We start from the raw sequence: 12,122 nt of genomic DNA on the forward strand, positions 1-12,122 counted from the left end.
TTGAAAGGAGGCACATCCTTTGGGAAGATATGCAATTCAGAGGCTGCTGGGTGTTATCCCGCTGTTGTTCGTTGTATCCATTCTTGTATTTATGTTCATTCACCTTATTCCTGGAGATCCGGCACGACTTGTTGCAGGTAAGGATGCCACCCTTGAGGAGATCAACGGGATTCGAGAGCAGCTAGGCTTAAACTTGCCGCTATGGCAGCAGTATGTGAACTACATGAGTGATCTGTTGAAGGGTGACTTGGGTGTATCTGTTACTTCCAATCTGCCGGTAACGGACATGTTGGAAAGCCGGTTTTTCCCGACCATTGTCCTGACCTTTACCAGCCTTGGCTGGGCATTGGTTATTGGTCTGATCATTGGTATCATATCTGCCGTTAATCGCGGAAAATGGCCGGACTATATCGGAATGTTGACTGCGATATCCGGTATTTCCCTGCCAGGATTCTGGCTTGGTCTTGTACTGATTCAAATTTTTTCCGTTGAGCTGGGTTGGTTCCCAACAGGCGGTGTCGACAGCTGGCAATCCTATATTCTGCCTTCTTTTACGCTAGGGGCCGGGATTATGTCCATGCTGGCGAGATACTCCCGTACGTCGATGCTCGAAACGATGCGCGAGGATTATGTCCGGACCGGACGTGCGAAGGGTCTGCGGGAATTCGTCGTTGTCGGCAGGCATGCGCTTCGCAACTCCTTGATCCAGGTCGTAACCGTTGCAGGGCTGCAGTTCGGATTTTTGCTGGGCGGTTCGGTTATGGTTGAGACCGTATTCAGTATTCCGGGCATGGGTCGTCTCTTGGTAGACTCGATCGCGTTCCGGGATTATACCGTCATTCAAGCGCTTTTACTGCTGTTTGCAGCCGAATTTATCCTGATTAACCTGATTGTTGATTTATTGTACGGTGTACTGAATCCAAAAATCCGGTATGCATCGAAATAGGAGGGGGAACCCATGAGCGACAATTCAACAGTGACGGTCCATTCCTCCGTACCGGAGGATATGCTTGCAAAGAGCCAGGCAACTGGCAAATTCAGAGCGTTTACATCTAAATTCATGAAGCAAAAGCTTGCCGTAATATCAAGCGGATTTATCTTGTTACTACTTGTGCTGGCGGTGATCGGTCCGCATATCGTTCCGTATCCTCCGAATGAGCCCAACTACGATGCGATGATGCAAGGCCCGTCGGCTGCCCACTGGGCGGGCACGGATGAGTACGGCCGCGATATTCTGAGCCGCTTGATTGACGGAACACGGTTGACCATGGCGGTCAGCTTAAGTGCTGTATTCATATCCGCAGTTCTTGGCACGATTCTCGGCCTGATCAGCGGCTATTATGGCGGCTGGATCGACCGTCTCATTATGCGGGGCAGTGACGTCATGTTTTCCTTTCCTGACCTGCTGCTAGCCATTGGAATCGTAGCGATTTTGGGGCCGGGATTATCCAATGTGGTGATCGCGGTGGCGGTCTTTGGCACACCGTCGTTTGCCAGAATTATTCGAAGTGTAACACTCTCCGCGAAGGAGTCTTTATATGTAGAGGCGGCAAGATCGATGGGGGCCAAGCATAACCGGATTATATGGAAGCATATTTTTCCCGAGACGGTTCCCAGCATCATCGTCAACGTGTCGATGCGAATCGGCGGCGCCATTCTGGCAGCTTCTTCGTTAAGCTTCCTCGGACTCGGGGCCAAGCCGACAGAACCGGACTGGGGCGCTATGCTCAGTATGGGACGCGATTACTTAAGCATTGCACCGCATATCGTGTACTACCCGGGACTTCTGATATTCCTGACTGTGCTTGCATTCAATCTGATCGGTGACGGACTGAATGATGCCCTTGATCCGAAGACCAAAAACTAATAGGGGGGATAGATCGTGACGCAAACATTGCTTGAAGTAAAGGGTCTCAAAACCGAATTCAAACGCGATGGCTCATCGGTGCTTGCCGTAGCAGGGGTCGATTTTCACATCAATAAAGGCGAAGTGCTTGGACTCGTGGGTGAATCCGGATGCGGCAAAAGCGTGACCTCCCTGTCCATCATGAGACTTCTTAAAGATACGCCCGGCCGAATATCTGGAGGCTCGGTAAGTTTTGAGGGCAAGGATCTCGTGCAAATGTCGGAAAAAGAAATGCGCCGCTATCGCGGAAACGAGCTGGCCATGATCTTCCAGGAACCGATGACATCCCTGAATCCCGTCCTTCGTATTGGGAAACAGCTGGAGGAATCCATCATGCTGCACTTAGGATATAGCCGCAAGAAAGCGCGGCAGCATGCCATCGACTCGCTCAAACTAGTCGGCATTCCGCGGGCGGACGAGGTCGTGGATGACTATCCTCACCAATTGTCCGGCGGTATGCGGCAGCGGGTCATGATTGCGATGGCGATGTCGTGCAATCCGAAGCTGCTGATCGCGGACGAGCCGACAACCGCCCTGGACGTTACGATTCAGGCTCAAATCCTGGATCTGATGAATCGTCTCAAGACCGAGCAGGAAATGGGCATGCTGCTCATTACCCATGATCTTGGCGTCGTGGCCGAAATGTGCGACCGGGTGGTTGTCATGTATGCAGGCAGAGTCGTGGAAGAGGCGACGGTTGAAGAGCTGTTCGAGAATCCTCAGCATCCATACACCAAAGGGCTCATTCATTCAGTGCCCAAGCTTAGACAAAAGGTACGCCGTTTGGAATCCATTCCAGGGAATGTGCCGGATCTGCGGAACATGCCGAAAGGCTGCAAGTTTGCTCCGCGATGTCCATTCGTCATGGAGCAGTGCCTCTCCCAGGAGCCGGAGCTTCTCCCTGTCGCACATGAAGAACATCGAAAGAGCCGCTGCTGGCTGACACAGGAAGGTCACACGAAGGGAGGAGAAACCGCATGAAAGAAACACCTCTATTAGAAGTAAAGAATTTGCAGAAATCATTCACGGTGAAAAAAGGATTCTTCGGTACATCCAAGCAGCTTCGTGCCGTGGATGGAATCTCCTTCGCGATCCATAAGGGTGAGACCTTCAGTCTGGTTGGCGAAAGCGGCTGCGGCAAATCGACCACCGGCCGCCTGGTGACCCGTCTGCTGACGCCGAATAGCGGCGAGGTGCTGTTTAACGGAACGGATATTAGCGGATACAACGAGAATCAGATGCGCCCGCTGCGCAAAGACATGCAGATGGTCTTTCAGGATCCGTACGCCTCTCTTAATCCAAGGATGAAAGTCAAAGAACTGGTAGCGGAGCCCTTGCTGATTCATACCAAGCTGAGCACCAAAGAGCGGGACAAACTGGCCTGCGAGCTTCTGGAAACGGTCGGATTAAACAGTTTCCATGCCGAGCGTTTTGCTCATGAGTTCAGCGGCGGTCAGCGGCAGCGGATCGGCATTGCCAGAGCGCTGTCCGTGCGTCCGAATCTAATTGTTGCCGACGAGCCTGTGTCCGCGCTGGATGTTTCCATCCAATCGCAGGTGCTGAACCTGCTGCAGGATCTTCAAGAGGAATACGGCCTGACTTATCTGTTCATCTCCCATGATCTCAGCGTGGTTGAGCATATCAGCGACCGAATCGGCGTCATGTATTTGGGAGCGCTCGTGGAGACCGCCGATAAAGATACGCTGTATGATCGCCCGCTGCATCCTTACACTCAAGCGCTGCTATCTTCGGTACCCGTTCCGGATCCGAAGCAGAAGAAGGAACGGATCATTCTGAAGGGTGATCTGCCTAGTCCGGTGAATCCTCCGACAGGCTGCCGCTTCCATACACGCTGTCCTTCCTGCATGGAAGTGTGCAAACAGATTACGCCGGTCTATCGTGAGGTTGAGCCGGGCCATCAGGTGGCATGCCATTTATATGACGATGAAATCACGAAAAACGCTTAACAAACGCTTAACAGCGATGATTCTCTTATAGAGGAGGGAAGGCTCGATGAACATCACAATAGATGAAGCTCACCTGGCAGATACTTCGATTTATGTGGTTTATGAGGGCGAGGAGTCTCATTTTCGTTTAACGGAATCTCGAAAGCAGCGCATGACGCTGACGTGGTTCTTTGGCCGCTCCGATCAAGAAGCGGATGATCTAATTGTCGGCATGGGGCAGCGTTCAAACCTGACGTTGGAGCAAGTGCGCAGAACAGGCGCATCAGCTGCGAGAGCATTGCTCAAGGAGAATAAAACAAGCGCAGCGCTGATTCGCCCCTCAGTCCGCGGCGTCGGGGCATCTTCCCGGATTTCGATAGAGGATGAACTCCAGGCGTGGGTTGAAGGCTGGATGTATGGACTATATCAATTCAATAAGCATCGCGGGGTCACGGCCAATCTGCAATCCCTGTCTCTTCATCTTCGACTGGAAGACTGGGAGGGGCTTTCCCGTGAAGATCTGGAAGCCATTATACAGACGGCAGAAATCCGGATCGAAGGGACGCAGTTCACCCGTGACCTGGTGAATGAGTCTCCGGAAACGTTAAATCCGGAAGCATTCGTAGCGGTTGTTGAGGACCGTTTCAAGAAGGCACCCGTTCAGCTACATGTGTATCGCGGACAAGAGCTCCATGATCGGCAGATGAACGGTCTGATCGCCGTGGGAGCCGGCAGCAAATATGAGCCTGCCATGATTGAGATTGCCTATAATGGGGCGGGTTCCGAGAAGGAGAGCCCTCATATTATACTCATCGGCAAAGGTGTAACCTTTGATATGGGCGGTATGAACGTTAAAATCGGCCGAGACATCAGCGATGCTCGTATGGATATGGGAGGCGCTGCAGCGGTCGTGGGTGCCATGGATATTCTGGTATCGCAAAAAGCTCCGGTACGCGTAACGGCGCTGATCGCCGTTGCGGATAATTTATCGGGACCGGATGCGATGCTACCATCTTCCGTCGTTCATTATCCGAACGGTTTAAGCGTTCAGGTCGCCAATACGGATGGGGAGGGCAGATTGATCATTGCCGATGCACTGCTGCATGCAGCGAATCTTGGCGCAGATAAAGTGATTGATATCGCAACCCTCACCGGTAATGTCGGAGCCGCATTGGGCTTGGAGATTGCGGGCATCTGGGGCGACCCACAGATTACGGCCGATTTGGTTGAGATCGGTGAGCGTAATGGAGAGCGCGTATGGCCTATGCCGCTGATGGACGAGTACGAATCAGAGCTTAGAAGCGATTATGCCGATCTGAAAAATGTCGGTACGTCCACTTTGGCTGGTGCTATAACGGCTGCGCTGTTTATCCGTCATTTTGTGGCGGATTCCATGGAATGGGTGCACATCGATATGGCGGGCACGGTCCAGTATAAACGGGAATTCCCTCATTCCGCAGCGGGTGCTACCGGATACGGCGCGAGATTGCTCGCGGATTATGTGGAGAAGCAGTTTTCCCATGCATAAAGAATCAACTTCAATAAGGAGTGACGATGATGCTGCTTGAAATAATCGCAACATGCGTGGATGATGCCATCACAGCAGAGCAGAATGGCGCGGACCGCCTGGAATTGATCACGGCGATCACCGAAGGCGGGCTTACGCCGGGAATCGGGCTTGTAGAAGAGGTTGTGAAAGCCGTTCAGATTCCTGTTCATGTCATGGTCAGACCTCATAGCAGATCCTTTGTGTACAACGAACATGATATAGCTACCATGATCGCGGAGGTGAAGGCGATCCGCAAGGCAGGCGCAGCTGGCGTAGTAATCGGCATGCTGACTCCGGAAGGAAAGATTGACGAGGTCTCCTTAGTCAAAATGCTGGAATGGACAGGGGATATGCAGGTCACGTTCCACCGGGCTTTTGATGAATTGGAGGATCAGTTCGAAGGGCTGCGTACATTGCAGAAATACCGGTCGGTTACCCGCGTCCTAACGTCTGGCGGACCGCAGCCTGCACCGCAAGCCATCCCGAGAATTCGGGAGCTCGTGGAACATACGGCAGGAAGCGAGCTTAAAATATTGGCAGGCAATGGCCTGAAGTGGGAAATCATACATGATTTTCTCGACCAGACCGGCGTGAGCGAGGTGCATTTCGGCTCCGCTGTCCGGTATGGCCGATCAGGGCTGAAGCCCATTGATCCGGTTGAGCTGCGATCATTGGCTGACAGCTTACATCAATAGAAGTAGCAAACCTATCGGAAACAGGTGAACAAAAATTGCAAACCGTATTGAATAAACAGCAAGAATTTGTGGTTGGCGTTGACCTTGGGGGTACGAAGATCGCGGCAGCGCTCTTTGATTCCGAAGGACAGCTGCTGAACCGGGAGCAAATGGAGACGGCAGGCGCGCGTACGGCCGAAGAAGTGGTTACGAGAATTACGAATATGATTCGCAGCGTCTCGGGCGGCCAATCGCTCCGAGGGATTGGCATGGCTTCGCCGGGAACGGTTAACAGCCGGGAGGGCATTGTCATTCACGGGACGAATCTGCCGCAATGGACGAATGTTCCCCTCAAAGCATGGATGGAACGTGAGCTGCATACGGAAGTTCAGGTGCTGAATGATGCTAATGCAGCCGCATGGGGAGAGTATGTAAGAGGTGCTGGAAGAGGGGCGACGAACATGGTGTACGTGACGCTGAGCACCGGTATCGGCTCAGGCATCGTGCTGGATGGGAAGCTGTTCCTGGGCAGCAGTTCCTTTGCTGGGGAACTGGGACACCATATCATTGATCCCAGCGGTCCGCAGTGCAATTGCGGCAGCCACGGCTGTTGGGAGGTATTTGCTTCTGGAACAGCCATCGGACTCGCAGCATCCCAGCGAATGCTTACCCAGCCAAGTGTCATATCAGAACTGGCTGCAGCCGATGCGGGAGTGAACGCCAAGCATGTATTCGAGGCCAAACGTCTTCAAGACCCCGTTGCAGTGGAGGTCATTGATCGTGCCATCTATTACATGGCGCTTGGACTGGTTAACGTCATTCACAGCTTTAACCCCGATCGCATCGTCATTGGCGGGGGTGTGAGCAGAGCAGGTGAGCTGTTGTTCCCGCAGCTGCGGGAAATGACGGATAAGCTGGTCATGCCGTCCTATCTAGGTACGTACGAGATCGTTCCTGCAGGACTTCGGGACGATGTTGGTCTGGTTGGAGCTGCGGCTTTGTTCCAGTAGCATAGGCCTGAAGAGAATGATACGAATAGGATCAATGATAAATAGATACCAGAAAGAGCGCTCGGAATGACGACGTAGTATCAAGTTACCTAGCTAAAGAGAAATCAACAAAAGCCGCCCTTCTGAGGGCGGCTTTCCAATTATTTATAGAGAGAGCGGGAAACGGAGCGATCATTTATTTGCGTCATAAGTCCGTAACATGTAACAAGTGATAGGCGTGAACCGTAAACCGTCATCCGTTTGCGCTGGAGTCGATTTTTTTGGTTTCTGGTTAGGGTTGTTTGTATCCGACAAACAATAAACGGTTGCTCGCACTTTCCCGCCCGCCGGCGGAAACCGCCGGCTCCAAACCCGCACGTGGGGTGACCTGCAGGCTTGGAGCCGGCGGCTGTCGCTATTCCATGTACTTGGATGCGTCAAACGTAATCAGAGACGTATGATTGGCATGCTCAATCAGCGAAGAGAGCTTGGTTACCTCGCGTTCCTTCTTGCGGGCTTGCGCCTGATATGCATCCGGATCGTATAAGGCGACGTTGAACAGCGTTATGGCACCGTCTCCGCTGCCACGGCTGCTCTGGCGCTCCAGCTTCTTGCGGGAGCCGAGATGGGCAAGCTGTCCGATATCGCTGCGTATTTGTTTGGCCAGCTCGATCGCTTCCATGATCGTAATGTCGGAGCCGTTCCAGGGAATAGTCTGCGTGGTATTGGAGATTGCCATCAGCAAATCCAGCTTCCTATAATCCGCTGCGGCCGCTTCGATTTCTTCCGTAATGGCATCCACGCTGCGCGTAGGGTATTCCGCCGTCTCCCCTTTTTCAATGATCGTGCTGCTATTGTTCAAGCGTTCCGACATCAACTGATTGATGAGACGGTTAATTGCTGCCCGGACAGCTAGTGCTTCTGCCATCGTTATTTGACTCATAAGTGATGGATCACCTCTTTAATTTCATTTCTATTATGTAAACGTAAAGATTTGTAAAAAGTTGCTAGATTAATAAAAAAAGCAGCGCGAGAAGAAAAACAGAGTTACATAATTGTCATGACTGAGTGAGAGGGTGAACTAAAATCCGACCGAAATTCTTCATCATTACGACAGCTCCGAACATAAAACGATAGATTTTTAGGATATGATTGACAGCATCCTTGCTTGTATACTATATTAAGAGAAGGTTACAAAACGTTAATGAATTTTGCCGAATTTCGTTTGTGAAAACGGGGGAACCGTCTTGGGTGAATTACTCTTGTATAGAGAGTATAGGGAACCTTCAACCGAACCCTTAGCTAACTCCGTAGGCATCGAAGGAGAGAACATATTTTGAAGAAGTTTGTCATCACTTTGCTAGGGTCTGCAATTATTTTTTCTTCTGGTGCCGTTTCAGCATTTGCTGATCAACAACCGAATTTTCAGTATCAAGTGAAGCAATTGGTAGGAACTCCATACAAATGGGGCGGAACAACTACCAGCGGGTTTGATTGCTCCGGATTTATACTGTACATGTTTAGAAATTTCGATATTGATCTTCCGCGCACTTCCCAAAGCCAGGCTAAAGCGGGCGAACATGTGGATCGTGAAGATCTGCGGGTTGGAGATTTGGTATTCTTCAATACAAGCGGTAGCGGAATTTCCCATGCAGGCGTTTACATTGGTGACGGACAATTTGCACATGCTTCCAGCAGCAAGGGAGTCAGAATCAGCAAGCTTAGCGATTCCTATTACGAGCCGCGTTATGTTACGGCACGTCGTGTTTTGAGTCAAGAAAACTATGCAAAGCTGGTAGGAAGCGCAAGCTAATTGGATAACGCAGCCATTTAGGGTACGATACATAACCAGAAAGCCTGACAAAGGGATGACCTTGTCAGGCTTTCTTTTTTAGATATTGGAAAGTATAAACTTCGAAGCTTGTGACTTTCTGATATCGCAAGAAAAACTTCTACTAACTGCGGTCTGTCATCTGTGAAAGTACGTCGATAGACGTTTTTCTTACTATAAGTCGATCATCCCACAAGGGGGTGTTCGGTTACTCCTTAACAACAGAGGCATTCACGGCAGCTTCCATTCCATTGTTATAGAGGCGGAACAAGCCTAGGCGCCAAAAAGCAGCACCTTTCAGGTCATAACGTTTGGCCAAGCCGAGTTTATCGTCCACGGAAGTGGCGGTTTCGCTAAATAGGCTGATGCCGAGGAGGAGCTTCTGCTTCGGGACGCCTGCTTGGAGTGCCGACTGAATCGCTTGGTCCACCAGACTGTTCGGTTCGGGAACCTGAGATTTGGTTCCGACCGGATTGTACTGATAAGCCATAATGATCAGGTCATCGGCGATGGAGGCCAGTGTTTTGTAATCATAGCCTTTATAAGCGCTGTTCAGTGGCGGCACCGCTAAGGATAGGGCAATGTCATGGGGCAATGCTGTCTTCAATTGCTTGACATAATCATTGAGCAGCTTCTGCTGTTTCACCGCATCCAGTTTAAAACCGAGCCCTTCAAAATCAAGCACAACTCCGCCAAATCCGTTCTCCGCTACCGCGGCTGTGATGCCTTCAATGGACTTTTGGCGCAGGCTGCTGTCGCTCAGAACTTTGGTTAATTCACCATTTCCGTCCAAGGCGTAAACCATAAGATATGGTTTAATCTCCCGATCTGCTGCGTTTGCCACAATCGATTGCGGGGTAACGTCGCCGTCCGAAGCAGGCAGGCGGTATTCGTTACCTTGAAGCGTAAACTGACCTTCACGATCGATACGGCTCCATCCAAAAGCGACTGAATTCATCGATCCCACGAGATCCAGCTCTTGGTAGGATTCTATTGCATAGAAAGCTCTCAAATGCATGTCGCGCTGCGGCGATACCAGGGAGACTGTACGAGTCGCCTGGTTCCAGCCCACATCAACGCCGAATTGGCTGCTGAACGAGCTGAGCGGGATCAGCACACGGCCTTCCTTTTGGACTGGCGGAGCTGCAAGCTTCACTTTTTTACCGTTGACGGTTGCGTTCGTGCTCCCCACTTGAAGTAATACTTCGGTCGATTGGCCTTTCACGCTGCCAATGGCCTTCACGGTTTGCGTCTTGCTATTCCACGTGATTTGAATGCCCAGTGCTTCTCCAACCGTCCGGAATGGAACGTAGGTGACCCCTTTGTCAATCCGCGGAGCCGCATCGAAGGTTAGCGTAACGTCATCCAGCTTTACCGATATGGCAGGCTCTGCATGTACCTGGCTAACATGGGGGGTGATGCCGAGCAGGGATAAGGCAAGAACGGCAGCAGCAGCTGTTTTTCCTATTTGTTTGTGCAGCATGCTTATGTATTTCCTCCGATCCATTAAAATAATAGAATGATTTCATAGAATATGGAATTGGGTCTAGCATACGTTAGTATAGCAAAATTTTCATAGAGTTCCAATTCCATGATGTCAATGTTATAGAATCGATAAGAGTAAGCATGTTGAATTTTTAAACTTTCCAGTATAATAAATGAAGGATTTGACATAACCTGATGATGACATGCATAGGGGGATAATACGGGTGTTTAAATTCTGGAAGAAGAAAAAGGGCGGGGATAGCGGAGACAAAGCCTCGATCCCTCCAGCAGAAGAGATAATGGAAGCCGTACCGGATCCGATCATTGAACTTGCAGGCCGTGAGGTTCGCCGCAGCGTGGCGCCTGTTCTTGGCATGACGGTGCTTGATCTGGCCGAGCGGAATGAGGTGGACTGGAACTCTTTTTGCAAAAGAGGAACTTGTGCGCGCTGCCGCTGCATGGTGGTGGAGGGAATCGAATATTTGTCCGAGCCCAATCTGGCCGAAGAGCGGCGCCTGGATCCAGAAGAAATCGAAGAAGGCTATCGACTGGGATGCCAGAGCAAGATCGAAGCGGTCGGTCCCATCAAAATCAAGCATGCCCCATACTTTTGACGACATCGAAGGCAGATTGCCGTTCATATTTAAAAAGCAGGCAGCCGTACCACAACGGCTGCCTGCTTTGCGGGAAAGATAAAATTGCAATCCCTTACTCCATACCCATTTTGCTCTGTTCCCGGAACGAGCTCGGCGTTTGACCGGTAATTTTTTTGAATAACATCGAGAAGTACTTATCATTGCCGTAACCGACTTGAGAAGCAACCTCATGTACCGGCATTTCGGAACCCGCCAGCAGGCGCTTGGCCTCTTCAATCCGGCGGGATATCAAGTAATTGAAGGGGGAATCGCCGACTTCTTTTTTGAACAGATGGGATAAATAATGCTGACTGACATACATGGTATCGGCAATGTCCTTGAGACTGATGCTCTGGGTATAGTTGGTGTCGATAAAGTGTTTGGTCCGCAGCGCGATTTCGTTCTTGCCCTTCAAGGACTGGAATTGGTGTTTAACGTCCACAATGCGATAGATTACGGTAATCAATGACATCAGCAGGTTGGTGCTCAGCGTTTCATACCCCAGTACCTGCGAATCGCATTCACGGAGGATCTCGGAAAGATAGCTCTCCACTTTATAGGCGTATTTCTCACAGGATATGACTGGCTCCACATAGGCCGGGAGCAGCATTCCCTGGGGAACCCCTTCAATGTGAAGCGAATCCACGCCGCAGTAGATCACCTTGAAAGGTCCGTCCGTGATGGATCTTTCCTCATGAGGAATGCCGGGGTTATATATCGCGACATCGCCCTTGTGGAGTTCGTATATTTTTCCTGCAATCGTGAATTCTCCGCATCCTTCTACAACATAGATGATCTCGCAGAAATCATGAATTTGTGGCGGTCCATAAAAGAAGTCCTCGTCCACGACCTGCCCGGCAAAGAGCAGCTGCGGATTTTTGATGAAGCGGAAGTGATCGCTTTTGCTATGCGAGATTTCGATCTTTGGCACGGTCTTGTCCCTCCTGGAAAGCAACATCCTCTACCTATTATAATGCAAAACGCTGTTTCATGCGGAAATCGTTTACATCTGCTATTCGGGATGGTTCACTGTCTTGCTGAAATTAGGATCCGATATAACAAAATAGTGGGTTATCTCTTGCACCGAATCATCTTACAATGATGTCA

Annotated in this window: 12 protein-coding genes and 1 riboswitch; of the genes, 9 read left to right on the forward strand and 3 right to left on the reverse strand. The window is 50.7% G+C overall.

Annotation, left to right across the window (positions count from 1 at the left end):
- Positions 1–19: 19 nt before the first annotated feature.
- Genes M4D81_RS07605 through M4D81_RS07635 form a run of 7 tightly spaced genes read left to right on the forward strand, consistent with a single transcriptional unit; the run spans position 20 to position 7,085 of the window.
- A complete protein-coding gene (locus tag M4D81_RS07605) occupies positions 20–946 on the forward strand; it encodes an ABC transporter permease subunit (RefSeq protein WP_071220315.1) in 927 nt (308 codons plus the stop codon).
- Positions 947–958: 12 nt separating this feature from the next.
- A complete protein-coding gene (locus tag M4D81_RS07610; protein ID WP_071220316.1) occupies positions 959–1,867 on the forward strand; it encodes an ABC transporter permease in 909 nt (302 codons plus the stop codon).
- A gap of 15 nt (positions 1,868–1,882) precedes the next feature.
- Positions 1,883–2,887, forward strand: coding sequence for an ABC transporter ATP-binding protein (locus tag M4D81_RS07615; RefSeq protein WP_260065406.1), 1,005 nt, complete (start codon positions 1,883–1,885; stop codon positions 2,885–2,887).
- Entirely contained in the window at positions 2,884–3,873 is a 990-nt protein-coding gene (locus M4D81_RS07620) for an ABC transporter ATP-binding protein (protein WP_071220318.1), read from the forward strand. Before M4D81_RS07615 ends, M4D81_RS07620 begins: the two co-directional genes overlap by 4 nt.
- 46 nt (positions 3,874–3,919) lie before the next feature.
- Positions 3,920–5,380, forward strand: a complete 1,461-nt coding sequence (locus M4D81_RS07625) for a leucyl aminopeptidase family protein (RefSeq protein ID WP_260065408.1) — start codon at positions 3,920–3,922, stop codon at positions 5,378–5,380.
- 29 nt (positions 5,381–5,409) lie between these two features.
- Entirely contained in the window at positions 5,410–6,096 is a 687-nt protein-coding gene (locus tag M4D81_RS07630; protein ID WP_260065726.1) for a copper homeostasis protein CutC, read from the forward strand.
- A 35-nt stretch (positions 6,097–6,131) separates the two neighbouring features.
- Positions 6,132–7,085, forward strand: a complete 954-nt coding sequence (locus M4D81_RS07635) for an ROK family protein (RefSeq protein WP_071220321.1) — start codon at positions 6,132–6,134, stop codon at positions 7,083–7,085.
- A gap of 394 nt (positions 7,086–7,479) precedes the next feature.
- Here the strand turns inward: M4D81_RS07635 and M4D81_RS07640 are convergent, their stop codons facing one another.
- Positions 7,480–8,007: a DIP1984 family protein gene (locus M4D81_RS07640; RefSeq protein ID WP_260065409.1), complete on the reverse strand. Its 528-nt coding sequence runs from the start codon at positions 8,005–8,007 to the stop codon at positions 7,480–7,482.
- Positions 8,008–8,266: 259 nt separating this feature from the next.
- Positions 8,267–8,397, forward strand: a riboswitch (cyclic di-AMP (ydaO/yuaA leader).
- A gap of 3 nt (positions 8,398–8,400) precedes the next feature.
- On the opposite strand from M4D81_RS07640, the gene M4D81_RS07645 reads away from it, so the two are divergent.
- Positions 8,401–8,877, forward strand: a complete 477-nt coding sequence (locus M4D81_RS07645) for a C40 family peptidase (protein ID WP_071220323.1) — start codon at positions 8,401–8,403, stop codon at positions 8,875–8,877.
- 226 nt (positions 8,878–9,103) lie between these two features.
- Here the strand turns inward: M4D81_RS07645 and M4D81_RS07650 are convergent, their stop codons facing one another.
- Positions 9,104–10,378 (reverse strand): stalk domain-containing protein, encoded by a 1,275-nt coding sequence (locus tag M4D81_RS07650; RefSeq protein ID WP_260065411.1) that lies wholly within the window; start codon positions 10,376–10,378, stop codon positions 9,104–9,106.
- A gap of 226 nt (positions 10,379–10,604) precedes the next feature.
- Between M4D81_RS07650 and M4D81_RS07655 the strand changes: the two genes are divergently transcribed.
- Positions 10,605–10,994, forward strand: a complete 390-nt coding sequence (locus tag M4D81_RS07655; RefSeq protein WP_220684717.1) for a 2Fe-2S iron-sulfur cluster-binding protein — start codon at positions 10,605–10,607, stop codon at positions 10,992–10,994.
- Positions 10,995–11,088: 94 nt separating this feature from the next.
- Here the strand turns inward: M4D81_RS07655 and M4D81_RS07660 are convergent, their stop codons facing one another.
- The gene (locus M4D81_RS07660) at positions 11,089–11,946 is read right to left on the reverse strand and encodes an AraC family transcriptional regulator (protein WP_260065412.1); all 858 of its coding nucleotides are present in this window, start codon (positions 11,944–11,946) and stop codon (positions 11,089–11,091) included.
- Between the last annotated feature and the right edge of the window lie 176 nt (positions 11,947–12,122).

The sequence above is a fragment of the Paenibacillus sp. p3-SID867 genome (assembly GCF_025142895.1).
Lineage (GTDB): Bacteria > Bacillota > Bacilli > Paenibacillales > Paenibacillaceae > Paenibacillus_AQ.

What these genes read in the sequence shown, in the direction of transcription:
- M4D81_RS07610 (WP_071220316.1), top strand. Translation starts at nt 959, where the DNA reads ATGAGCGACAATTCAACAGTGACGGTCCATTCCTCCGTACCGGAGGAT.
- M4D81_RS07620 (WP_071220318.1), top strand. Translation starts at nt 2,884, where the DNA reads ATGAAAGAAACACCTCTATTAGAAGTAAAGAATTTGCAGAAATCATTC.
- M4D81_RS07625 (WP_260065408.1), top strand. Translation starts at nt 3,920, where the DNA reads ATGAACATCACAATAGATGAAGCTCACCTGGCAGATACTTCGATTTAT.
- M4D81_RS07630 (WP_260065726.1), top strand. Translation starts at nt 5,410, where the DNA reads ATGCTGCTTGAAATAATCGCAACATGCGTGGATGATGCCATCACAGCA.
- M4D81_RS07640 (WP_260065409.1), bottom strand. Translation starts at nt 8,007, where the DNA reads ATGAGTCAAATAACGATGGCAGAAGCACTAGCTGTCCGGGCAGCAATT.
- M4D81_RS07650 (WP_260065411.1), bottom strand. Translation starts at nt 10,378, where the DNA reads ATGCTGCACAAACAAATAGGAAAAACAGCTGCTGCTGCCGTTCTTGCC.